Genomic DNA, 22403 nt, shown 5'->3' on the forward strand with positions numbered 1-22403 from the left:
ATGACCGAAACGCAGATCGACGAGGCCCTCGAGGAACTCGTCGAGGGTGAAAAGACCTGGGCTTCCCTGTCATTGGCGGCCCGGCGCGGCTTACTCGACGAGGTACGCGCGCTCACCGCGCGACACGGCGCCGAGTGGGTGGACGCTGCCGTCGGGATCAAACAACTCGACCCCGCCTCACCGCTGGTCGGCGAGGAATGGATATCCGGTCCGTACTCACTGGCAGCCGGGCTGGCCGCACTGTCGGAGAGCCTGACCAAGCTCGAGGCGGGCCGCAGCCCGCTCGACGGCGCCGGATTCGGCTACGCCCCGGGTGGCCGGACCACGGTAAAGGCCCTGCCGCTCAACACCTTCGACCAGCTGCTGCTGTCCGGGTTCAGCGCCGAGGTGTGGCTGCAGCCCGGCATCGAGAAGGCCGAGGCGATTCGGTCGGCCGGTCTGGCCCAACGCGACCCGTCCCGCACCAACGGCGTCGGCGCGGTCCTGGGCGCGGGCAACATCTTCTCGATCGCCCCGCTGGACACCATCTACGAGCTGTACGCCAACAACCGCGTCGTGGCCCTCAAGCTCAATCCGATCACCGATCCCCTGTTGCCGGTGCTGACCAAGGTTTTGGCCCCGTTCATCGCCATCGGCGCGGTGCGCATCCTGACCGGTGGAGCCGAGGCAGGCACATATCTGGTGCGCCACAAGCTCGTCGACCACGTGCACATGACCGGTAGCGCGCTGACCTACGACGCCATCGTGTTCGGTACCGGCGACGAGGGTGCCCGGCGCAAGGCCGCCGACGAGCCGGTTCTCGACAAGGAGATGACCGCCGAGCTCGGCGGGGTGTCGCCGACGCTCGTGCTGCCCGGCACCTGGAACAAGGCCGACATCGAGTTCCAGGCCAATCACGTTGCCACGCAACGACTGCACAACAACGGCTACAACTGCGTGGCAGCGCAGGTGGTGGTGCTGCCCAAGCGCTGGGCGCAGCGCGACGAGTTCGTCGCCGCCATCCGCAAGGCCGTCAACGACGCTCCGGCGCGGGCCGCCTACTACCCCGGCTCCGACGTCAGGGTGGCCGGCGCGGACACGTCGTATCCGGACGCACAGCACTTGGGCTCGAGGGGTGCCCGGGTCCTGGTGGTCGACCCGGATGACCGGGAAGCGTTGTTGCGCACCGAATACTTCGGACCGGTGCTCGGTGTGATCGACCTCGACGTCCCGGACGACCAGTTCGCCGAAGAGGCCGTGCGCATCGCCAACGACGAGTTCGTCGGCACCCTCGGGGTGAACATCATCGCCCACCCGAGCACCATCGCGGGCCTCGGCGAGAAGTTCGACCACCTCATCGAGCGGCTGCGCTACGGCACCATCGCGATCAACGCCTGGACCGGCGTGGGGTATCTGACCCCGACCGCCACCTGGGGAGCCTTCCCCGGCCACAAGCGCAACGACATCCAGAGCGGAACCGGCGTGGTGCACAACGCTTTTCTGCTCGACCGACCGGAACGCACCGTGGTCCGCGGCCCGTTCCGGCCCGCGCCGCGATCGGTGTTCGGCGGCGAGTGGTCGTTGTCGCCGAAGCCGCCGTGGTTCGTCAACAACCGCACCGCGGCGACGACGGGCCGACTGCTGCTGGACTTCGCGGCGGCACCGGGCTGGGGCAAGCTGCCGGCGATCTTCGCGTCGGCGCTGCGGGGTTAGTCGCGGGCTCAGCCGGAGACGACGGGCGTGGCCGGCGCGCGCAGCAGCCGCTGCGCGCAGTCCAGCAGCACGCGGTGCAGTTCCTCGTCGGTGACGTCGTTGAGCGCGGGGTCGGTGGCACTGCCGTAGACACCGGCGGCGAGCACCGACATGCAGATCCGGTCGGCGGCGTCAGGGTCGGGGCCCAGCAGGATCCCGGTGAGCCGCTCGATCGTGTCCTGGAGTTCGTCGCGACTGTGCACCAGGCCGTCGATGACCGGGTCGCCGTGGAACACCGCGGTCACCCGGCGGTGCCGCACGGCCATCTCCACCATCCCACTGACGGCGGCCTCCCGCCGGGCCTCCGGCGTGGACATCGCCTCGGCGATCCGGACCAGCCGCATCATGTCGTCGAAGACCGGCTGGATGACCGCCAGCACGATCTCGTCCTTCGAGTGGAACTGGTAGTAGACGGCAGCCTTGCTGACGCCGAGGCGGTCGGCGATCATCTGCAGCGACGTGCCGTTGACGCCGTGCTCCGCGAACAGGCTCAGCGCCGCTTCCAGCACCCGCTCGCGCGCAAAACCACGCGGCGCCACAGCCTTCGCCACACCTGTCCCTTCGTCGCGCTGAGCGTACCCAAGGGTGCTAGATCACACCGTCAATTAAACGAACTAACTTGATTGAAGTTAGCCGACTGTATAGGTTTCACTTTACATCCGGCAAGGAAAGCTGCGGGGAGGAGTACTGATGCCGAGCTCATGCGTGGCGCCGCTGGCAGATCTCCTCGACACCTATCTCATGACAGCCGCCGAATCCGGCGTCGAGCAGGTGGTTTTCCTGGCCTCCGATCTGGACCCGCGTCCCTATCAGCTGCCCTGGCCCGTCGGCACCTCCGTGTACGTGGTCGACAACCCGGCGATCCTCGAGGTCAAGACCGAGGCTCTGGCCGACACCACCCCCACGGCGGCCGTACGGGGCGTCCCCGCTGACATCAGCGGAAACTGGCCCGCGGCGCTCACCCAGGCCGGGTTCGACGCCGACCGGGCCACCCTGTGGAGTGTGGAGGGCGTATTACCCTTCATCCCATTGGATGAGCAGCGTCGGCTCGTCGCCGACATCACCGTCATGAGCGGGCCGGGCAGCCGGCTGATCTCGGAGATGTCGGTCAGTCCCTTCCGGGACGATTCGGGTGGGGATGTCGACGTAGAAAGGTGTTGGCGGGAATCCGCCGACGCCGACATGATCACGAAGTGGCAATGGAGCTGCGCAGCTAGCCGGTACGTCACCGCGTACCTGACCTCCGAAAGGCCGACCAGCGAAAATGAAGCTGTTGAGACGGTTCTGGATCCCGTTGATCATCGCCGCGGTGGTGTTGGTCGGCGGATTCACGGTGATGCGGGTCCGCACGTTCTTCGGCTCGGGCGACGGCTCCGGTATCTCCAGCGCCAAGGTCGATGACACCAAGCCCTTCGATCCCAAGGTCGTGGTCTACGAGATCTACGGCGAGCCCGGTGCGACCGCCGACGTGAACTACCTCGATCTCGACGCCCAGCCCCAGCGCATCGACGGGGTCTCCCTGCCGTGGACGCTGCGGCTGGAGTCCACCGCCCCGTCGGTGTTCCCCAACATCGTGGCCCAGGGCGACGGCAGCTCGATCAGCTGCCGCATCACCGTCGATGACGAACTCAAGGACGAGAGAACCTCCAACGGCGTGAACGCCCAGACCTTCTGCTTGGTGAAATCTGCATGAGCAATTACGACACCCCGACCGACTCGATCCCGGTCGCCTCCGCACCGAAGCACAACAACCACGGCGGGATCGCCAAGTGGATCCGCCGACTGTCGGTGCCGCTCATCATCGGCTGGATCGCCGTAATCGCCCTGCTCAACGTGGTCGTTCCTCAGCTCGAAGAGGTCGGCAAGATGCGCTCGGTGTCGATGACACCGGACGATGCGCAGTCGATGATCGCCATGAAGCGCGTCGGCGAGGTGTTCCAGGAGTTCAAGTCCAACAGCTCGGTGATGGTCGTGCTCGAGGGCGAGCAGCCCCTCGGCGAGGAATCTCACAAGTACTACGACCAGATCGTCGCCAAGCTCAAGGCCGACACCAAGCACATCGAGCACGTCCAGGACTTCTGGGGCGATCCGCTGACCGCCTCCGGCGCCCAGAGCTCCGACGGCAAGTCGGCCTACGTGCAGGTCTACACCGCCGGTAACCAGGGCGAGGCGCTGGCCAACGAGTCGGTGGAAGCAACTCAGCAGATCGTCGACAGCGTGAAGGCGCCCGACGGGGTCAAGGCCTATGTGACCGGCCCGGCCGCACTGTCGGCGGATCAGAACATCGCCGGTGACCGCAGCATGCGGATGATCGAAGCGCTGACCTTCACCGTCATCATCATCATGCTGCTGATGGTCTACCGGTCCATCGTCACGGTGATCCTCACCCTGGTCATGGTGGTGCTGTCACTGACCGCGGCCCGAGGCGTGATCGCGTTCCTGGGCTACTACAACATCATCGGGCTCTCGACCTTCGCCACCAACCTGTTGGTGACCCTGGCCATCGCCGCGTCCACCGACTACGCGATCTTCCTGATAGGCCGATATCAAGAGGCCCGAAGCGTCGGCGAGGACCGGGAACAGTCCTACTACACGATGTTCCACAGCACCGCGCACGTGGTGCTGGGCTCGGGCCTGACCATCGCCGGCGCCACGCTGTGCCTGCACTTCACCAACCTGCCCTACTTCCAGACACTGGGTATCCCGCTGGCCATCGGCATGACCGTGGTGGTGCTCACCTCACTGACCGTGGGTCCGGCCATCATCACGGTGGCCACCAAGTTCGGCAAGACGCTGGAGCCCAAGCGGGCCTCACGGACCCGCGGCTGGCGCAAAATCGGTGCGGCCGTGGTGCGTTGGCCCGGACCGATCCTGATCGCCACCATCGCGATCTCGATGGTCGGCCTGCTGACCCTGCCCGGCTACCGGACCAACTACAACGACCGCGACTACATGCCCGCGGATCTGCCGGCCAACAGCGGGTACGCCGCGGCCGACCGGCACTTCTCCCCGGCCCGGATGAACCCCGAACTGCTGCTGATCGAGAGCGACCACGATCTGCGCAACTCGGCGGACTTCCTGGTGATCGAGCGGGTCGCCAAGCGAATCTTCCAGGTGCCCGGCATTTCTCGGGTCCAGGCGATCACGCGGCCGCAGGGAACGCCGATCGAGCACACCTCGATCCCGTTCAACATCAGCATGCAGGGCACGACCCAGACCATGAATCAGAAGTACATGCAGGACCGCATGGACGACATGCTCAAGCAGGCCGATGAAATGCAGGTCACGGTCGACACGATGACCAAGATGATCGCGCTCATGGAGCAGATGAAGACGGTCATGAACAGCATGGTCGGCAAGATGCACGGCATGGTCGCCGACATCAAGGAACTCCGCGACCACATCTCGGATTTCGACGATTTCTTCCGGCCGATCCGCAACTACCTCTATTGGGAACCGCACTGCTACGACATCCCGATGTGCTGGGCGATGCGCTCGGTGTTCGACACCCTTGACGGCGTCGACACCATGACAGCCGATTTCGAGCAGATCGTCCCCGACATGGACAAGATGAACGCCCTCATACCGGTGATGATCGCGAACATGCAGCCGATGATCACGACCATGAAGACGATGAAGACCATGATGCTGACCATGCAGGCCACCAACGGCGGCTTGCAGGATCAGATGGCGGCCATGCAGGACAACTCCACCGCCATGGGTCAGGCCTTCGACGCCGCCAAGAACGACGACTCGTTCTATCTGCCGCCGGAGACCTTCGAGAATCCGGACTTCAAGCGCGGCATGAAGATGTTCCTGTCCCCGGACGGGCACGCGGTGCGGTTCATCATCAGCCACGAAGGCGATCCGATGAGCCCCGAGGGCGTCAAGCACATCGACGCCATCAAGCTGGCCGCCAAGGAAGCGATCAAGGGCACCCCGCTGGAGGGTTCCAAGATCTACCTCGGCGGTACCGCGGCCACCTTCAAGGACATGCAGGAAGGCGCCAACTACGACCTGCTGATCGCCGGAATCGCCTCGCTCTGCCTGATTTTCATCATCATGTTGATCATCACGCGCAGCATGGTGGCCGCCGCGGTCATCGTCGGCACCGTGGTGATCTCACTGGGCAGCGCATTCGGCCTGTCGGTGCTCATCTGGCAGCACCTGATCGGGCTGGAACTGCACTGGATGGTGCTGGCCATGTCGGTCATCATTCTGTTGGCGGTGGGTGCGGACTACAACCTGCTGCTGGTCTCCCGGCTCAAAGAGGAGATACACGCGGGCCTGAACACCGGCATCATCCGCGCGATGGGCGGCAGTGGTTCGGTGGTGACGGCCGCGGGTCTGGTGTTCGCGTTCACCATGATGTCGATGGCGGTCAGCGAGCTCGCCGTGATCGGTCAGGTCGGCACGACGATCGGCCTGGGTCTGCTGTTCGACACCCTGGTGATCCGCGCCTTCATGACGCCCTCGATCGCCGCGCTGCTCGGCAAGTGGTTCTGGTGGCCGCAGATGGTGCGTCAGCGGCCCAAGCCGGAGCCCTGGCCCAAGCCGGTCCAGCGCGAGCCGCAGGACAGTCTCGCCTAGCGAATTACCTGAGCCCCGCGAGCGACCGTGTCTGTACGTAGACACGCCGTGAATTGCGTACCTTTGCGGTCGCTCGCGATGCTTGGCCGGCCCGCCTACCTGACGAGCGCGACGGCGAAACCGTCCCAGCCCTTGGTGCCCACGGTTTGAATGGCCGCCGTGTCCAGTCGCGGATGGCTGCCCATCATCTCCAGCATGTCGCGCACGGCACGGGCCTGATGGTCGTCGGCCGCCGGTTCGAGCACCCGCCCGGACCGGGTGATGTTGTCCACCACGATGATCGATCCCGGCCGGCCCAGTTTGATCGCCCACTCGACGTAACCGACGTTGTTCTCCTTGTCGGCATCGATGAAGGCGAGGTCGAACACGTCACCGCGCTCGGCCAACCGGGGCAGCGTGTCGAGTGCGGCACCGACGATCACCTCGACACGGTCGGCGACACCGGCCCGCTCCAGATTGGCCTGAGCGACCTCGGCGTGACGGGGCTCGTATTCGAGCGTGACGACGCTGCCCTCGGGACCGACGCCGCGGGCCAGGTTGATGGTGCTGTATCCGGCGAGCGTGCCGATCTCGAGCACGCGTCGCGCCCCGGAGATCGTGGCCAGCAGCGACAACAGCTTGCCGTGTTGGGCTGACACCTCGATGGCGGGCATGTCGGCGTCGTGCGCGGATTGGCGCGCCGCGGCCAGCGCCTCGTCCTCGGTGCGCAGCACCTCGTTGAACATGAGGTCGACATCGCGGGGTTCGGTCATGTGCGCCAGGCTAGCGTCATCGGGTCCGGCCGAGCAGCCGCCGCTCCACGAGGTCGGCGCCGTGCGACACCCCGCCGGTCGCGGCGAATCCGGCGGCCACCCGACGCGCCCCCTCTGTCATCCGCATCGCCTCGCGCACCTTGTCGCGCAGTCTGTCCGGCGTGAGCCGCCGGGCGGGAAGCCTGGTCCCGCACCGCGCCACCTGCACCCTCCGGGCCACCTCCAGCTGGTCCCGCCCGTAGGGCACCACGCAGACCGGGATGCCACGGGCCAATGCCTTCTGGGTCGCGCCCATCCCCCCGTGCGTCACGGCACATATCGCACGGTCCAGCACGAGCGCATGTGGAACGAATTCGCACACGGTCGCATCGGCCGTCGACTCGATGCCCGGCGGCCGCCCGGCCGGCATCGTCGCCACCACGTGTACCGGCTCGTGAGCCAATGCCTGCACGGCGACTGCCACCAGATCGGCATCGGCCTGTTTCTCCGACGACGTCGTCACCAGGACGACCGGCCGATCGATCGCGCCCAGCCAGTCCGGCGCGACGTCGCCATCCCGGTCGAGCACACAGGGCCCGATCATCTGGACGGCATCGCCCCATTCGGTGGCGGGATATTGGAACGGCTTGCCGCTCGCCAGCAGTATCAGTGGTGCCCGGCGCAGGAACTGGTCCATCGAATCCACCTGCGAAACACCCACCTTCGCGCGGACCCGGTTGATCGGCGGCAGCATGATCTTCTCGAGAGGACCGACCACGGCAGCGCGGACGGCGGCGTCGCGGATCCAGCCCAACGGCCCGGTTCGGGGCGGCAAACCCAACCCGAACGGCGGCACCCCGTCGGCCCGCAACGGCACGGTGTAGGGCGCGAAACTCGCCCACGGGACGGTCGCCGAATCGGCCAACGATTGAGCGCCCCAACAGTTCACGTCGATGAGCAGTGCGTCCGGTTCCGCCTGCCGCACCGCGCCGGCGAGATCGTTGATCTCGTACTCGGCGCGCTGACCGAATGCGGCAACCCCGATCTTCAGCGCTTCCCGCGGATTGGTGGCCTGCCAGTCGTCGATCTCGATCGTCTCGATCCGCGGGTCTATCGATTCGGCGACGAATCCGAGGCGCCGCGCCGTTTCCACTCCGGCGGAGAGGGTGCGCACGTGCACGGTGTGCCCTCGACGTGCCAGTTCGACCAGCAACGCACTCATCGGCAGCAGGTGACCGAGCGCCGGCGAGGTGTAGGCCAGGATCGTCGCCACCGTTACGTCATCCTCTGGGCGGCGTCGAGTCTGCCACGGGCGTCGAGCTTTTCGCACGATGTCAGGTACTGCGCGGACGATTCGGCATAACCCGGCCCGTCCCCTTCAGCCCGGGCCAGCAAGGCCCGTGAGTGCAACCACCACAGGTCGAGCGCCGGGATACCGGGCCGCAGCTCTTGCCATCGCTCGACAACTCGCCGGGCCTCGGCCCGCTCGCTCTCGGATCCGGATGCAACCAGGATCTCGACGAGGGTCTCCCCCAGGCATCCCAGGAGGAACCTGGAGCCGTTGTCGGCATACCTCGCGAAACCCGCACGCAGATCGGTGAGCGCTTGTTCCCGGTCTCCCTTGCGGGCCGCGTCGACGGCGAGGTCGGCGATGATGGTGGGCCTGATGAACGTCATCGATCTGTGCTCGTCGATATACGAAAGCGCTTGCCGCAGCGCATCAATCGCCTCGGTACTCGGCTCGCGCCCCGCGCGAAGCATGGCGGTGCCGCGAGCCCACAGGGTGCAGACGACGCCGCTGCTGTCGCCGAGCGCGTCAGCGGCGCGTGCCGCCCCGTCGAGAGCGTCCGTGAACTCGTCCGCGTGGCACAGACCGAGCGCCACCGCAGCTCCCGCGTACAGCACAGTGTGGGTGAACGTCATCGGCCGATCCGCCCGAGCCAGCTCGATACCTTCGCGCAGATGGCGTCGTCCCTGTTCCGGCCGGCCCAGGCACAACTCCATGACACCGCGCAGCGCCTGCGCGGGAGCGAGTTCGGTGGGTGGCGTCCGGTCCACGTGGAGCAGGTCGATGGCCTGCAGTCCCGAGTCGAGTTCACAGTTGGCCAGCTTTGCGAAGGCGACCGCGTTCACCACGATGCCGGTGGCCTCGGCATCCCACTGGGCGTCCTCGGCCATCCGGTGCAGCTCCGAGGCGAGCACTGCGGCCTCACGGAGGTTCTCCTCGTTGACCGTGATCGACCACAGCTGCCCGGCGGTTCCGATGGCGAGCGATCTCGCGTTGTCGGTTCGCGTCGCGAGATCACGGAATTCGCGGTACCGCGACGCCGTGTCGACGTCGTTGCCCACGTACAGCGAGGTCGACACCAGCAGTGCACGAGATGCCACCTGCATGTCGGCCACCCCGGCCTGCTCCGGGGGCAGCTCGTCGGCGATGCGCTGGGCATGTTCCCACTGCTCACGCGCCGCGGAAATGTCCCGCAGCCGGATCCACTGCCCCGCACGCATATGCCACCGGTAGGCGGCGGTGAGTTCACCGGCCGCCTCGAAGTGGGCGGCGATCAACGCGGCATTCTCATCGGCGGCCGCGGGATCACGCCGCTCGATGGCAGCCGCGAGACGACCGTGGGCGTGCGCCCGGTCGCGGTTGAGCTGCGACTCGTAGGCCACCGTGCGAACCAGCGGATGATGAAAGCAATACCGTTGTCGGGGAAAGAATTCCGTCTGATCGATCAGTTCCGCGGAGACCAGCTCGGGCAGTCCGTCCGCCTCGAGGTCCGGCCGCAGCACACTCAGGGTGTCGGTGTCGAAGTCCGCGCCGATCACCGCAGCCGCGTTGAGGGCCTGCTTGGCGTGTGCCGACAACCGGTCGATACGTGCCGCCAGGGCGGCCTGAACCGTCGCCGGGACGAAGATGCGGTCGAGATTGCTGGTCATCCGATAGTTCCCGCGACTACCGGCCAACACACCCCGCCCAGCGAGATCGCGGACGATCTCTTCGACGAAGTACGGGTTCCCGACGGCCACACCGGCGATGCGGGCGGCCAGCCCGGTCAGTGACGGATCGTCGCCGAGAAGGTTGCCGACCAGACAGGCTGTGACGGACGCCGTCAGCGGCTGCAGCCTGATGGTCGCGGACGGATCCCGGTGCAGCGCTCCGTGATACTCCGGCCGATAGGTGGCGACGACCGTCGCCGTCGCCACATCGCCGATCGCGACAACGAAATCTGCGAGGACCTCGTCGCTGGGCGCGTCGATCCAGTGCACATCCTCGAGGACGAAGACCGTCGGGACTGCGGCGACTCGAACCGCGGTGGCCATGAGTTCGACCAGTCGGCGTCGTCGACCCTCGATGGCGACATGCAGATCGGGCGCCTGCGCGTCACTGAGACCCATGGCCTCGAACAGCACGCTCGCATCCGGCGACTCCGCCGGCAGGCGTCCGCCGAATTGGGCGATGACGCGCTCGCGTGCGGCGGCAGGGCCCAACCCGTCCACCCCGAACATGCCGTGCAGCAACAGCGACAGCATCCGGAAGGCCAGCACGGCGGCGTGCGCCTCGCCCCTGGCCACCACGACCCGGACACCCTGCCGTTCAGCGGCCGCGGCGAAATCGCTGACCAGCCGGCTCTTACCCAGGCCCGGCTCACCGATCAGACCGACGAACTCGCCATCCCCGGAGTCAAAGGCCTCCTGCAGGCGATTCAGTTCCGCCGCACGGCCCAGCAGGACGCCGTCGCCTCGGCCCAGCACGCCGCTGCCGGTTTCCACCGAATACAGCTGCCGCGCCGCCACCGGCTCGTCGAAGCCCTTGACCGTGACGTAGTCGGTGGGTCCGAGCCGCGCGGCGGACTCGACCAGTCGCGCGGTGGACAGTGAACACATGACCCCGCCTGCGGGGGCGGCCGATTCCATGCGCTGGGCCAGGCCGACGGGGTGACCGACGGCGGTGTACCCGCCCGAGCCGATCGCCCCGGCGATGACGTCACCGGAGTTCAGCCCCACCCGCAGATTCAGGGCGACCCCGTCGCGGCGGGCGACGTCGGCGGCGAGCGCCGTGGTTGCCGCCTGGATCTCCAGGGCCGCGATGCAGGCCCGTAGGGCGTGATCCTCCAGCGCGGCCGGCGCACCGAACAGTGCCATCAGGCCGTCGCCGGTGAATTTGTCCACGGTCCCGCCATAGCGCTGCACCACGGCCGCGGCCCGGTTGAACAGATCGTTCATGATTTCGCGAAGGCGCTCGGTATCGACTGCGGCGGCGAGTCTCATCGACCCGACGACGTCAGCGAAGAGCACGGTGACCTGTTTGTATTCGCTGGCCTCCGGGCGCGCGCCGACCGGCGTCCCGCACATGTCGCAGAATCGCGCCCGCGGCCGCAGGTCGCTGGCGCACGATTGACACCGGTCGGCCATCTCAGAGACCTGGCCGGCCATTCGCCAATCCTTCTAGCCCGTCAATATGGCAATGATCGCGTACTCGGGCTCAGACCACACCTTCTTTGGCGTAGACCATGCGCAGGACCAGGCCGACCTCCGGCCCCATGATCGCCGTGCACAGCTCGATATGGGCGGCGACGAAATCCGGGCCGTGCGGCGGATCCGCATGGCTCAGGTGGTGGGCAAGTTCGTGCAATACCACCAACTCTCGCAGGGCCCAGGTGTCGCGCTCGGGCACGGCGATGACTGCCGTGCCGTCGATCAGCTCGTAGTGCGCCGCGGCCACGCCCCGGCGGCGACGCACGGCGACCGGATCGGCACCGACCCGGGCGACCACGTCGTCGACGTAGCGCTGCACCGAGTCCACCGAGCCGAATTTCGCCTCGGGCGGCAAGGTGAGGGAGGTGCCGAAGAAGTCGATCGCCCGCGAACTATGTTGTGCCGCACGGTCGAACATGGTCCGCACGAACTGCTCCGCGGCATAGACGCGGGCCCGCTGGCCGTCGCGCGCGCTCACTGCTCCAGGGCGCCGCGTGCGCCGGATATCTCCTGGTTCGCCCCGAGTCGGGCACGGCGGCCGGCGCGGTCCCCGGCCCGGCGCGCGGCCGACGAATACCCGGCCGACGCGCTGGCAGCACGCCAGGTGCCACGGGCCTGCGAGGTTTCCCGGTAGAAGCTGCGCAGCTCGATATCCTTGTCTCGCAAAGCGATAGCGGTGCCGGGCCGGTCGGCCTCATCGGCCTCGCGCTGGGCCTCCTCTTTGGCTTCCGAGAGCCGTTGCCCGATCCGGGCTCCGAAGGCCAGCTGGAAGTTGAGCCGGGCGGTGATGGTCGGGGTCGGGCGGTGCGCGCCCGAGGCGATGTAGCTCTCCGACGCCTTCACCATCTGTAGCACCAGGCTGGTGTAGAGCGCATGGGTGGCGTCGATGTCCTCGGCGAACCCGTACGCGTAGACGAACGTCGAGTTGGACGCGACATCGCATTTCACATCGTTGGCCATGCCGATCACCACGAACAGCTGCACGTAGGTGCGCAGCCCCTTGGTGCCGGCCTCGCCGATGGTGATGGTGCGCTGCACCGGCATCTGCGCCTTGGTCCGCTCGGCCGAATGCGCGCGGGCCAGCGCCAGGTCGATGGCGGTGGCGGTGGCCAGCCGCTGGGCGGCGGCCATGAACGCCTCGGCCTCGTGCAGATTGTCGGTGCCCTCGGCCTGACGCAGCAGTGCGGCGATCCGCGCCAGCATCTTGTCGTCGGTCATGGCGCGATCCTAGAAACCCACTGTGACATCACTTGCCGACGAAGCCTCCCACCGCGTCCACCACCTGCGGTGACAACGGTCCGGGCTTGCCGTAGTTGGCGATGCTGTCGGTGGGATCGTCGCGCAGCACGTGGTTGACGCCCTTGAGCTCGACGAGCGTGAGCGCGGTGTGCTTGAGCGCGTCGATAAGCGGACGCTCGATCTCACAGCTGGCCTGGGAATCCGAGTCCGAGCAGGTGAGCAGCACCGGCATGCCGTCGGGCAGCGCGGCTGCCAGCTGCAGCGGGTCGATCTTGTCGGCCTCGATGATGGCGTTGAGGTTGTCCTTGTTGACGATCGCGCTCAGGCCCTCGGGAAGGTTGGCGGGCACGGTGCCCTTGGTGCGGATCTCGTCGACGGCGCCCAGCCAGGCGGTCAGCACCTCGGGCGTGGCGCCGGAGCGCACCCGGTTGGTGATGATGTCCAGGTACCGGCCGGACAGCGGCTGAAACAGCGCCAGCGAGTGAACCTTCGGATCACCGGCACCGGCCAGGGTCATCGCGTGGATGGCGCCTTCGCCCACCGCGTAGATCGACAGCTCGGCGGTATCGGTGTCGGGCCGGCCTGCCAGGAAGCGCAGTGCGGCGGCCGCCCCGCTGGTGTAGACACCGCTGACCACCTCGGTGGGCTTCTTCTCGTACGGGCCGAGCTTGGTGGCGCCGGTACCGACCTTGTCGTAGCGCAGGCTTGCGACGCCCTTGTCCGACAACGTTTCCGCGAGCTGACGCATGTTGCCTATCGGGCCGACGACCTTGTTGTCACCGTTGCGGTCGGTGGGTCCGCTCTCGGAGATCAGCAGCGCGGCCGGGCCCGCGGTGTCCCGGTGCCGATAGGTGCCGTGGATGGTGAGACCGTCGGCGTCGAACGTGACGTCGGTGTCGGTCCATGCCGGTTGCCGAGCCTCCGTCGAGGTCCCCGAACCGCAGCCGGTCACCAGCAGCACCGAAAGCAGTGCCACCGCAAGCTTTCTCACAGGTGCGTCTCGATCCAGGTCGTCACGTCGTCGAGGACAAGCTCCTTCTCGGGCTCGTTGAACACCTCGTGGAACAGACCCGGGTACACCTTGAGGTGGACGTCCTGGGAGGCCACACATTCGACGAGGCGGTGACTGCCCTCGACGGGCACCAGGCGGTCCTTCTCGCCGTGCACCACCAGCAGCGGCGCGGTGAGGGCCGAAGCCCGCTGCGGCATGGTCTCGCCCACGATGATCAGCGCCCGGGCAATGCCCGCGGGGACCTTGCCGTGCCACACCAACGGGTCGGCCTTGTAGGCCGCCACCACCTCGGGGTCGCGGGACACCGCGTCGGCGTCGAGATTCTCCACGGGCAGCCCGGGGGCGATCTTGCCGAGCACCTTGGCCACGGCCGCCAGCGCCGACGACACCGATGCCTGCGCTGCCACGGCCGGCCCGGACAGCACCATCGCGGTGTATTCGTCGGGGTATTCGACGCCGTAGCTGAACACGATCCCGCCGCCCATGCTGTGCCCCAGCACGAGGCGCGGGAGCTGCGGGTACTCGGCGGTCGCGATGCCGACCAGCGTGTGGAAGTCGCCGACGTACTCGGACATGTCGCGCAGGTACACCCGCTTGCCGCCGGAGCGGCCGTGACCGCGGTGGTCCAGGGCGTAGACGACCAGACCCGCCTGCCCGAACCGCTGCGCGACGTGGTGGTACCGCCCGGCGTGTTCGCCCAGGCCGTGGGAGAGGACGATGACGCCTCGCGGCGCGACGTCGGGCGTCCATACGTCGTAGACGATGCGGACCCCGCCGACGCCGTCGAAGGTCTGTTCACTGCGGGTGCTGGTCACCCTGGCGAGCGTATTCGATCGAAGTTGTCGGGGGTGCTGCGTAAGCTCGCGAATGTGACGGTCCTCGCTCACCGCCTTGACGATGACAGCCCGGCCGATGCGTTCCTGGCCGACGCCCAGCGCTACCGGCGTGAGCTGCTGGCGCACTGCTACCGGATGACGGGCTCGCTGCACGATGCCGAGGATCTGGTGCAGGAAACCTACCTGCGCGCCTGGAAGGCCTACGGGGGTTTCGAGGGCAAATCCTCGGTGCGCACCTGGTTGTACCGCATCGCCACCAACACCTGCCTGACGGCGCTCGAGGGCAGGCAACGCCGTCCGCTGCCGTCGGGGTTGGGCAACCCGAGTTCGTCGCCCACCGACGAGATCTCCGAGCACCACGAGATCCCCTGGCTGCAGCCCCTGCCGGATTCCACCGACGACCCGGCGGATCCCAGCACCATCGTCGGGACCCGCGATTCGGTGCGGCTCGCGTTCGTGGCAGCGCTGCAGCATCTGTCACCGCGGCAACGCGCGGTGCTGGTGATGCGCGAGGTGCTGCAGTGGAAGGCCGCGGAAGTCGCCGGGGCAATCGGCACTTCCACGGCGGCCGTCAACAGCCTGTTGCAGCGGGCCAGGGCTCAACTCGACGCGGTGGGCCCCAGCCAGGACGATGCGATCGACCCGCCGGACTCCCCGCACGCCCAGAACCTGCTGCGCAACTACATGGCGGCCTTCGAGGCCTACGACATCGACAAGCTGGTCGAGCTGTTCACGGCCGAGGCCGTCTGGGAGATGCCGCCGTTCGACAGCTGGTACCAAGGGCCGCAGGCCATCGGCGACCTGTCCCGGTACAAGTGCCCGGCCGAGGAACCCGGGGACATGCGGTTCATCGCGACGAGCGCCAACGGCCAGCCCGCGGCGGCGATGTACATGCTCAACCGCGAGACGGGCCGGCACGAGGCGTTCCAGTTGCATGTCCTCGAGGTAGGCCCCGAAGGCATCTCGCATGTGGTGGCGTTCATGGAGCTGTCCCTGTTCGAGAAGTTCGGGCTGCCCGCCGCACTCTGACCCCGGGCAGCTACACGGCGTCATAGTCGGCGGTGCGGTCGTAGACCACCTCGAAGTCGACGTGAATACCGCACAGTTGACCGCCGGCGTCGCGGGTGGCGAACACGGTGTAGGTTCCATCGCCCCAGCCGGATGGACAGATCAGGTAATTCTGGCCCGCGCCGACACCGAACAACGGAACAGTGTGGGACACAACGTGATCCTCAGTCGTTTCGTAGCGCCGGTCAGCCCAGACCTCGCTGTCGAACCAGCCTGAGGTTTCCTCGTACGGCAGGTCGTTGATCCGCCTGGCCTCTGCGGCGTCGGCCACCCCCACACTCGCGCAGTCCACCGGGACCACATACGACTTGCCTGGCTCCGGGGCGGGTTTTCCGTCGGGCACCACGCTTTCGACACTGACGGGTGGCTCGTCGCGCACACATACGCTCAGATATGCGACCCGCAGGTGGCTGCCGTCGAGTCGTTCGGACACATCGGCCAGCGTCAACCGCACTGGATGCGCCCCGGCGCCGACAGAGGTGACAAACCCCGACCCGAAGTTGATCGGATCGGCGATCTCCATCTGCCCGGAGGTCACGGTGAGCAGCCCGGCGTCGCGCACCGTGAGCAGGCAGGTCCGCTCGTTGAGCGGGGCCACCCCGGGACGCAACGCGTAGAGTTCCGACAGCTTCATGGGCGGCCAACCCGGTCGATGCGGCAGCATGGTTTGCTACACATGCGACATACAACTACCACATCGCAATATATGGCGCCATACACTTTGCTGCGCGACTGGCGCTAAGCCGATTTGTACGCCGCTTCGAGTTTGGCGATGTCGAACTTGCCGACAGTGCTCAGCACCGCGGACATCAACCGGGCATCGGCCTCGGAATCCCCCTTTGCCAGCAGGTCGTAGTACTCGGTCGGGGTGATCTGCCAGGCCAGCCCGTACTTGTCCTTGAGCCAGCCGCAGGGCAATTCCTCGCCACCCTCGACCAGCGCGGCCCAGATCTGGTCGAGCTGCTCCTGGCCGGTGACGCGCACTTCCAGGGAGACGGCCTCGGTGAAGGTGAACTGCGGGCCGCCGTTGATGCCGACGAAGCGCTGTCCGGACAGTTCGAACTCGACCACCACCGGCACGTCCTGCGGGGACGGCGAATCGGGATGCGAGGCGACGGTGTTGACGATGCGGCCGTTGCCGCCGAACGCGGCGATGTAGTGCTGGGCGGCCTGCTCGGCCTCCCGGTCGAACCACAGATTCGGGACGATGCTTGCGTTGATTTGGGTCATGTCGAGGTAGACAGCCGGCGGGGCGGCGAATCATCGCAAACACCGCCAAGACGTCAGATGACGACGAAATCAAGCTTGAATATCAGCAGGTCAACGGCCAGTTACTAAACAGTATTGCAACCTGTTCTATTATCGCCTCTCATGAAGACCAAAGGCGCCCTGCTGTGGGAACTCAACTCGCCATTCCAGGTCGACGAGATCGACCTCGGCGACCCCGTCGCCGACGAAGTACAGATCCAGATGCACGCCGCGGGTATGTGCCACTCGGACTACCACCTGACCACCGGTGCCACTCCGATGGCGCTGCCCGCACTCGGCGGCCATGAGGGCGCCGGCGTCGTCACCAAGGTCGGCAAGAACGTCACCGGGATCGAGGAGGGCGACCATGTCATCCTCGCCTTCATCCCGGCCTGTGGTGCATGCCCGCCGTGTCTGAAGGGCTTCCGCTCGCTGTGCGACCGCGGCGCGGTTCTGCTCGGCGGTAAGGCCATCGCCGATGGCACCAACCGCATCACCGCCGGCGGTCGCGAGGTGTCGCCGATGAACCTGCTCGGCACCTTCGCGCCGTACATGACCGTCCACAAGGATTCCGTCGTCAAGATCGACAAGGACATCCCGTTCGAGACCGCGGCCATCATGGGCTGCGCGGTGCCGACCGGCTTCGGTTCGGCCACCAACGTCGCCGACGTCAAGCCCGGCGAGACCGTCATCGTCGTCGGCGTCGGCGGTATCGGCATGAGCGCCCTGCAGGGCGCGGTCATCTCAGGCGCCAAGCACGTCATCGCGATCGACCCGAACGAATGGAAGCGCGAGCAGGCCATCAAGTTCGGCGCCACGCACGTCTACGCCTCGATGGCCGAGGCCATCGCGCCGGTCATCGACACCACCTGGGGTCTGATGGCGGACAAGGTCATCATCGCCGTGGGCGAGATGAAGGGCGAGTACATCGAAGAGGCGATGATCCTCACCGCCAAGACCGGCACCTGCGTGGTGACGGGCATGGGCTCCATGATGGACGCCGACGTCAAGCTCAACCTGTTCCTGTTCACCATGTTGCAGAAGACGTTGAAGGGCAACATCTTCGGCGGCGGCAACTCGCACGTCGAGACGCCCCGGCTGACTGCGCTGTACAAGTCGGGCCTGCTGAACATCGACGACATGATCACGCGGACCTACAAGCTCGAGGACATCAACCAGGGCTACCAGGACATGCTGGACGGCAACAACATTCGCGGCGTCATCAAGTTCGACGAGTCGGACTGGTAACAGTCTCCGCACCAGACCCAAAACCCCCTTTCAGCGTCGAAAGGGGGTTTTGCGTCTGTTCAGTGGTTGAGCCCGGTCAGCCGCGCCAGGGCATCGAACCCGTCGTCGGTGCCCGGCCAGTGCGCCCGGACTGCGTCCAGGCCGGCGTGGTGGACGACGCTGCGGAGCACCACGGTGACGATGATGGCGTCGTCGGCGTAGCCGAGCACAGGGATGAAATCGGGGATCAGATCGATGGGCAGCGCCAGATAGACCACCAGCAGCGCCAGCCGGATGCGCACGCCGACGGGCAACGATTTGTCCGCGGCCAGCCGTGGGATCAGCCGCAACAGGTCCGGAAGTATCCGCAGCGCCTCACTGAGCAGGTTTCCGCGCGGCCGCACGACGAGCAGGGCGACGACGAGCACGAGCCAGCTCAGCACCAGGGCGGCGCCGAGGCCCAGCAGCGTGTTGCCCCACCAGGTGTCGACCACCTGACGATCATCGCCAGCCACGCCGGGCAGACGCAAAAGTCCCCCGGAACGTGCGCTCCGGGGGACTTTCGAGTCTGTTCGCGAGAGTTACTTGGGTGGCATCCGGATACCGCCGTCGACGCGGACCACCTCGGCGTTCATGTACGAGTTGGTCAGCAGCTCGACGACCATGGAGGCCAGCTCGTCCGGCTTGCCGAGGCGGTGCGGGAACAGCACCGATTCACCCAGCTTGGCCTTGAAGGCCTCGGAGGCCTCGCCCTCGCCGTAGATCGGGGTGTCGATCAGGCCGGGGGCCACGGTGTTCACCCGGATGCCCGCGGCGGACAGGTCGCGGGCGACGGGCAGGGTCAGGCCGACCACGCCGCCCTTGGACGACGAGTAGGCCGCCTGGCCGATCTGGCCGTCGAAGGCCGCGACGCTGGTCATGTTGACGATCGCGCCGCGCTCACCGGTGTCGGTGAATTCGTTGCGGCTCATCGCGGTGGCGGCCAGCCGGATGCAGTCGAAGGTGCCGACCAGGTTGATCGCCAGGACCTTCTTGTAGACGTCCAGGTTGTGCGCCGACTCGAACTCGCCGTCCTTGCCGATGGTGCGCTGGGCCCAGCCGATACCGGCCGAGTTCACCAGGGCCCGCAGCGGACCGAGGTCGACGGCGGTGTTGACCGCGTCGAGGATCTGGTCGGTGTTGGTGACGTCGACGGTGACGAACACACCGCCGATCTCGTGGGCGAGGGCCTCGCCCTTATCCGCCTGCAGGTCAGCCACGACGACGCGGGCTCCCTTGGCAGCCAACTGGCGGGCAGTCGCCGCGCCGATACCTGATGCGCCACCGGTGACGATGGCGCTTGCTCCGTTGAGTTCCACGCCCAACACACTAAGCCCCTGCCCTACCCGATCCACCGGTTGGTCAGCTGAGGCCGTCGGTAGGCTGACGGCATGGCTTCCGGGACGTCCAGAGTCGACATCCGACGCGCGGACGACCGCGGTGCGAGCACGACCGATTGGCTGCAGTCGCGGCACTCGTTCTCATTCGCCGACTACTACGACCCGGCCAACACCCACCACGGGCTGCTGCTGGTGAACAACGACGACATCGTCGCGCCCGGCGCCGGCTTTGACACCCACCCGCACCGGGACATGGAGATCGTCACGTGGGTGCTGTCGGGCCAGTTGGCGCACAAGGATTCGATGGGCAACTCCGGGGTGATCTACCCGGGCCTGGCCCAGCGGATGTCGGCCGGCACGGGTGTGCAGCATTCCGAGAAGAACGGGTCTTCCAGTGAGCCCGTGCATTTCGTGCAGATGTGGGTGCTCCCCGACACCGCCGGGGTGACGCCGGGCTATCAGCAGCAGGAGATAGAGCTGGCCACTACGTTGACGCCGATCGCCTCCGGTGCCGTCGACGCGGCCGTCACCCTGCACAACCGCGATGCCACGCTGTACGGCGCCCGCCTGCAGCCAGGCGACTCGGTCGAGCTCCCGCAGGCGCGCTACGTCCACGTGTTCGTCGCACGCGGGTCGGTCACGCTGGAGGGATCCGGGCCGCTGGCCGAGGGTGACGCCGCCCGGCTCACCGATTCGGGCGGACGGGTCACAGCCGACACCGAAGCCGAGATCCTGGTCTGGGAGATGAATGCGGGTTTGGGCGGCGCGTAGCGCGATCGCACTGATCACCGCGGCCGCGCTGGCCGCGTGTGGGACGAACCCCGAACCCACGCCGTCGCCGTCGAGCGCCGGGCAACCGCCCGCCGGGCTGGCCTCTGCGCCCCTGCACGTCCCCGCGGAACTCGCCCAGGCGCCACTCGACGAACCGCGCCAGGCACTGATCCCCGCCGGCTGGACCATCGAGGTGATTGCCCGCGTACCCAAGGCCAGGATGGCCGCCTTCGCCCCTGATGGCGCGTTGCTGGTGTCGGTGCCGGCCACCGGGCAGGTGCTCACAGTGCGCCCTGACCAGCGCACCCTGCTCGACGGACTGGAACAGCCACACGGACTCTTCTTCGCCGGGCCGACCCTGTATGTCGCCGAGAGCAACCGCATCGACGCCTACGACTACGTCGACGGCCGGGCCGTCAATCGCCGCACCATCGCGGGTGACCTGCCCGACGCCAAGAGCCCCGAACTGCGGGGCGCCTATTCCCACGCACTCAAGAGTGTTGTCGTGGGATCCGATGGTGCGGTGTACTTTTCGATCGGGTCGACCGGCAATACCTCGGCCGAGGACCGCACCGCCACCCCGCCTCGAGCCACCATCATGCGGGTGCCGCCCGGTGGTGGGCCGGCGGCGCCGTTCGCCACCGGGGTGCGCAACGGCACGGGCCTGGCCCTCGCGCCGGACGGCGCGCTGTGGACGGCGGTGAACAACCGCGACAACGTGCCCGATCCGCAGGGCCGGGTGCGCCAGGACTATGTGGACGACCACCCGCCGGAGACGGTGGCCAAGCTGACTCCGGGGCGCGAATTGGGTTGGCCGTACTGCAATCCCGACGGCGCACCACCGACCGGGTTCATCCGGGACATGGAGACCAACGCCGACGGCGACAAGATGGATTGTGCGGCGCTGGCACCGGTCGAGCAGACATTGGGCGCGCATTCGGCTCCGCTGGGGATGAGCTTCGCCGAGCTTGCCGGCCATGGTCCCGGCGCACTGGTCGGGGTGCACGGCTCGTGGAACCGGGAGTCGCCGCAGGCCCCCGAGGTGTCGCTCTTCGGTTGGCACAACGGAACATTGGGACCGCAGCAGACCTTGGTCTCCGGTTTCCAGGCCGATGACGGCACTCGTTGGGGCCGTCCGGTGGCCGCGGTCGCCGGCCCGGACGGCGCCGTGTACATCACCGATGACTACGCCGGCGCGGTGTATCGGCTGGCGCCTTAGACGTACGATCGCCGTTGTGGCCGACCGACAGCTAGGCGATCTCAAGCTGCTGCGCCGGGTCCGGGACCGTATCGACCGCGAGTACGCGCAGCCGCTGAACGTCGAGGCACTTGCCCGCGGGGTCAACATGTCCGCCGGACACCTCAGCAGGCAGTTCAAGATCGCTTATGGCGAGTCACCGTATTCGTATCTGATGACCCGTCGGATCGAGCGCGCGATGGCGCTGCTGCGCCGCGGCGACATGTCCGTCACGGAGGTCTGCTTCGCCGTCGGCTGCTCGTCTCTAGGCACGTTCAGCACCCGGTTCACCGAACTCGTCGGCATCCCGCCCAGTCGGTACCGCGAGCAGACCGCCGAGGTGACCGACGGCCTGCCGTCGTGCATGGAGAAGCACGTCACCAAACCGATCAGGAATCGAGAAGCGGCCGCGGTGGACCTCCACCTAGCGTCTAAGTCATGAGCATCTCAGACATCCGAATTCACAACACCTTCCTGCCGCACGAGGACCCGGAAGCCTCCCTGGCCTTCTACCGCGACGTCCTCGGCTTCGAGGTCCGCCTCGACGTCGGCGGCGGCACGATGCGCTGGATCACCGTCGGGCCGGTCGGCCAGCCCGACACCTCCATCGTGTTGCATCCGCCGGCCGCCGATCCGGGGATCACCGACGACGAGCGCCGCCTGATCGCCGAGATGATGGCCAAGGGCACGTACTCGATCATCGTGCTGGCCACCAAGGATCTGGACGCCACGTTCGAGAAACTGCAGGCCACCGACACCGAGATCGTCCAGGAACCGACCGACCAGCCCTACGGCGTGCGCGACTGCGCCGTCCGTGACCCCGCCGGAACCATGATCCGAATCCAGGAGTTGCCCTAA

At 67.1% G+C, this 22403-nt stretch carries 22 protein-coding genes; 10 read left to right on the top strand and 12 right to left on the bottom strand.

Translation table 11 applies throughout. From position 1 onward, the window contains the following. A complete protein-coding gene (locus tag ACNQVK_RS36320) occupies nucleotides 1-1692 on the top strand; it encodes an aldehyde dehydrogenase family protein (protein WP_418033648.1) in 1692 nt (563 codons plus the stop codon). Between the two features lie 8 nt (nucleotides 1693-1700). Here ACNQVK_RS36320 and ACNQVK_RS36325 read toward each other — a convergent pair whose 3' ends face one another. Further along, entirely contained in the window at nucleotides 1701-2282 is a 582-nt protein-coding gene (locus ACNQVK_RS36325; protein WP_044514555.1) for a TetR/AcrR family transcriptional regulator, read from the bottom strand. Between the two features lie 139 nt (nucleotides 2283-2421). Between ACNQVK_RS36325 and ACNQVK_RS36330 the strand changes: the two genes are divergently transcribed. From ACNQVK_RS36330 to ACNQVK_RS36340, 3 genes are read left to right on the top strand one after another with little or no spacing between them, the layout of a single operon-like run. Further along, a complete protein-coding gene (locus ACNQVK_RS36330) occupies nucleotides 2422-3132 on the top strand; it encodes an SAM-dependent methyltransferase (protein WP_418033649.1) in 711 nt (236 codons plus the stop codon). Continuing rightward, nucleotides 3044-3424 (top strand): MmpS family transport accessory protein, encoded by a 381-nt coding sequence (locus ACNQVK_RS36335; protein ID WP_410341837.1) that lies wholly within the window; start codon nucleotides 3044-3046, stop codon nucleotides 3422-3424. Before ACNQVK_RS36330 ends, ACNQVK_RS36335 begins: the two co-directional genes overlap by 89 nt. After that, complete coding sequence (locus ACNQVK_RS36340; RefSeq protein WP_418033650.1) at nucleotides 3421-6321, top strand: RND family transporter; 2901 nt, start codon at nucleotides 3421-3423, stop codon at nucleotides 6319-6321. The genes ACNQVK_RS36335 and ACNQVK_RS36340 overlap by 4 nt, the downstream gene beginning before the upstream one ends. 95 nt (nucleotides 6322-6416) lie before the next feature. On the opposite strand, the gene ACNQVK_RS36345 is transcribed toward ACNQVK_RS36340, so the two are convergent. Genes ACNQVK_RS36345 through ACNQVK_RS36375 form a run of 7 tightly spaced genes read right to left on the bottom strand, consistent with a single transcriptional unit; the run spans nucleotide 6417 to nucleotide 14594 of the window. Then, nucleotides 6417-7073, bottom strand: coding sequence for an O-methyltransferase (locus ACNQVK_RS36345; RefSeq protein ID WP_418033652.1), 657 nt, complete (start codon nucleotides 7071-7073; stop codon nucleotides 6417-6419). A 16-nt stretch (nucleotides 7074-7089) separates the two neighbouring features. Continuing rightward, entirely contained in the window at nucleotides 7090-8325 is a 1236-nt protein-coding gene (locus tag ACNQVK_RS36350) for a glycosyltransferase (protein WP_418033654.1), read from the bottom strand. 2 nt (nucleotides 8326-8327) lie between these two features. Beyond that, nucleotides 8328-11486 carry an ATP-binding protein gene (locus ACNQVK_RS36355; protein ID WP_418033656.1) on the bottom strand — a complete coding sequence of 1053 codons (3159 nt, stop codon included), beginning with the start codon at nucleotides 11484-11486 and terminating at the stop codon, nucleotides 8328-8330. 49 nt (nucleotides 11487-11535) lie between these two features. Further along, a complete protein-coding gene (locus tag ACNQVK_RS36360; protein ID WP_409553337.1) occupies nucleotides 11536-12006 on the bottom strand; it encodes a TIGR04338 family metallohydrolase in 471 nt (156 codons plus the stop codon). After that, complete coding sequence (locus tag ACNQVK_RS36365) at nucleotides 12003-12746, bottom strand: DUF2786 domain-containing protein (RefSeq protein WP_418033658.1); 744 nt, start codon at nucleotides 12744-12746, stop codon at nucleotides 12003-12005. Before ACNQVK_RS36365 ends, ACNQVK_RS36360 begins: the two co-directional genes overlap by 4 nt. Before the next feature lie 28 nt (nucleotides 12747-12774). Continuing rightward, nucleotides 12775-13758 (bottom strand): hypothetical protein, encoded by a 984-nt coding sequence (locus ACNQVK_RS36370; protein WP_418033660.1) that lies wholly within the window; start codon nucleotides 13756-13758, stop codon nucleotides 12775-12777. Beyond that, nucleotides 13755-14594, bottom strand: a complete 840-nt coding sequence (locus tag ACNQVK_RS36375; RefSeq protein ID WP_044514544.1) for an alpha/beta hydrolase — start codon at nucleotides 14592-14594, stop codon at nucleotides 13755-13757. The genes ACNQVK_RS36370 and ACNQVK_RS36375 overlap by 4 nt, the downstream gene beginning before the upstream one ends. A 24-nt stretch (nucleotides 14595-14618) precedes the next feature. Between ACNQVK_RS36375 and ACNQVK_RS36380 the strand changes: the two genes are divergently transcribed. Next, on the top strand, nucleotides 14619-15644 hold the full coding sequence (locus ACNQVK_RS36380) for a sigma-70 family RNA polymerase sigma factor (protein ID WP_418033662.1): 1026 nt from the start codon (nucleotides 14619-14621) through the stop codon (nucleotides 15642-15644). A gap of 10 nt (nucleotides 15645-15654) precedes the next feature. Here the strand turns inward: ACNQVK_RS36380 and ACNQVK_RS36385 are convergent, their stop codons facing one another. Together ACNQVK_RS36385 and ACNQVK_RS36390 are read right to left on the bottom strand one after the other, a co-directional pair. Further along, on the bottom strand, nucleotides 15655-16317 hold the full coding sequence (locus tag ACNQVK_RS36385) for a DUF4241 domain-containing protein (RefSeq protein ID WP_418033664.1): 663 nt from the start codon (nucleotides 16315-16317) through the stop codon (nucleotides 15655-15657). A gap of 104 nt (nucleotides 16318-16421) precedes the next feature. Next, on the bottom strand, nucleotides 16422-16913 hold the full coding sequence (locus ACNQVK_RS36390) for a VOC family protein (protein ID WP_418033666.1): 492 nt from the start codon (nucleotides 16911-16913) through the stop codon (nucleotides 16422-16424). Between the two features lie 141 nt (nucleotides 16914-17054). Between ACNQVK_RS36390 and ACNQVK_RS36395 the strand changes: the two genes are divergently transcribed. Further along, nucleotides 17055-18179, top strand: a complete 1125-nt coding sequence (locus ACNQVK_RS36395; RefSeq protein ID WP_418033668.1) for an NDMA-dependent alcohol dehydrogenase — start codon at nucleotides 17055-17057, stop codon at nucleotides 18177-18179. A 59-nt stretch (nucleotides 18180-18238) separates the two neighbouring features. Here the strand turns inward: ACNQVK_RS36395 and ACNQVK_RS36400 are convergent, their stop codons facing one another. Beyond that, a complete protein-coding gene (locus ACNQVK_RS36400) occupies nucleotides 18239-18652 on the bottom strand; it encodes a YkvA family protein (RefSeq protein WP_418033670.1) in 414 nt (137 codons plus the stop codon). Nucleotides 18653-18739: 87 nt separating this feature from the next. Then, nucleotides 18740-19516, bottom strand: a complete 777-nt coding sequence (locus tag ACNQVK_RS36405; RefSeq protein ID WP_418033672.1) for an SDR family NAD(P)-dependent oxidoreductase — start codon at nucleotides 19514-19516, stop codon at nucleotides 18740-18742. Between the two features lie 72 nt (nucleotides 19517-19588). Between ACNQVK_RS36405 and ACNQVK_RS36410 the strand changes: the two genes are divergently transcribed. From ACNQVK_RS36410 to ACNQVK_RS36425, 4 genes are read left to right on the top strand one after another with little or no spacing between them, the layout of a single operon-like run. After that, nucleotides 19589-20308: a pirin family protein gene (locus ACNQVK_RS36410; RefSeq protein WP_418033674.1), complete on the top strand. Its 720-nt coding sequence runs from the start codon at nucleotides 19589-19591 to the stop codon at nucleotides 20306-20308. Then, nucleotides 20286-21527: a PQQ-dependent sugar dehydrogenase gene (locus tag ACNQVK_RS36415; protein WP_418033676.1), complete on the top strand. Its 1242-nt coding sequence runs from the start codon at nucleotides 20286-20288 to the stop codon at nucleotides 21525-21527. Before ACNQVK_RS36410 ends, ACNQVK_RS36415 begins: the two co-directional genes overlap by 23 nt. A gap of 16 nt (nucleotides 21528-21543) precedes the next feature. Continuing rightward, the gene (locus ACNQVK_RS36420; protein ID WP_418033678.1) at nucleotides 21544-21987 is read left to right on the top strand and encodes a helix-turn-helix transcriptional regulator; all 444 of its coding nucleotides are present in this window, start codon (nucleotides 21544-21546) and stop codon (nucleotides 21985-21987) included. Further along, nucleotides 21984-22403, top strand: coding sequence for a VOC family protein (locus tag ACNQVK_RS36425; protein ID WP_418033680.1), 420 nt, complete (start codon nucleotides 21984-21986; stop codon nucleotides 22401-22403). Before ACNQVK_RS36420 ends, ACNQVK_RS36425 begins: the two co-directional genes overlap by 4 nt.

The sequence above is a fragment of the Mycobacterium sp. 134 genome (assembly GCF_048282715.1).
In the GTDB taxonomy this organism is placed as follows: Bacteria; Actinomycetota; Actinomycetes; order Mycobacteriales; family Mycobacteriaceae; genus Mycobacterium; species Mycobacterium septicum.

Excerpts from the sequence above, each read along its gene's own strand:
- ACNQVK_RS36320 (WP_418033648.1), top strand. The coding sequence starts at position 1 with ATGACCGAAACGCAGATCGACGAGGCCCTCGAGGAACTCGTCGAGGGT.
- ACNQVK_RS36330 (WP_418033649.1), top strand. The coding sequence starts at position 2,422 with ATGCCGAGCTCATGCGTGGCGCCGCTGGCAGATCTCCTCGACACCTAT.
- ACNQVK_RS36355 (WP_418033656.1), bottom strand. The coding sequence starts at position 11,486 with ATGGCCGGCCAGGTCTCTGAGATGGCCGACCGGTGTCAATCGTGCGCC.
- ACNQVK_RS36345 (WP_418033652.1), bottom strand. The coding sequence starts at position 7,073 with ATGACCGAACCCCGCGATGTCGACCTCATGTTCAACGAGGTGCTGCGC.
- ACNQVK_RS36385 (WP_418033664.1), bottom strand. The coding sequence starts at position 16,317 with ATGAAGCTGTCGGAACTCTACGCGTTGCGTCCCGGGGTGGCCCCGCTC.
- ACNQVK_RS36340 (WP_418033650.1), top strand. The coding sequence starts at position 3,421 with ATGAGCAATTACGACACCCCGACCGACTCGATCCCGGTCGCCTCCGCA.
- ACNQVK_RS36395 (WP_418033668.1), top strand. The coding sequence starts at position 17,055 with ATGAAGACCAAAGGCGCCCTGCTGTGGGAACTCAACTCGCCATTCCAG.
- ACNQVK_RS36390 (WP_418033666.1), bottom strand. The coding sequence starts at position 16,913 with ATGACCCAAATCAACGCAAGCATCGTCCCGAATCTGTGGTTCGACCGG.
- ACNQVK_RS36410 (WP_418033674.1), top strand. The coding sequence starts at position 19,589 with ATGGCTTCCGGGACGTCCAGAGTCGACATCCGACGCGCGGACGACCGC.
- ACNQVK_RS36425 (WP_418033680.1), top strand. The coding sequence starts at position 21,984 with ATGAGCATCTCAGACATCCGAATTCACAACACCTTCCTGCCGCACGAG.
- ACNQVK_RS36365 (WP_418033658.1), bottom strand. The coding sequence starts at position 12,746 with ATGACCGACGACAAGATGCTGGCGCGGATCGCCGCACTGCTGCGTCAG.
- ACNQVK_RS36415 (WP_418033676.1), top strand. The coding sequence starts at position 20,286 with ATGCGGGTTTGGGCGGCGCGTAGCGCGATCGCACTGATCACCGCGGCC.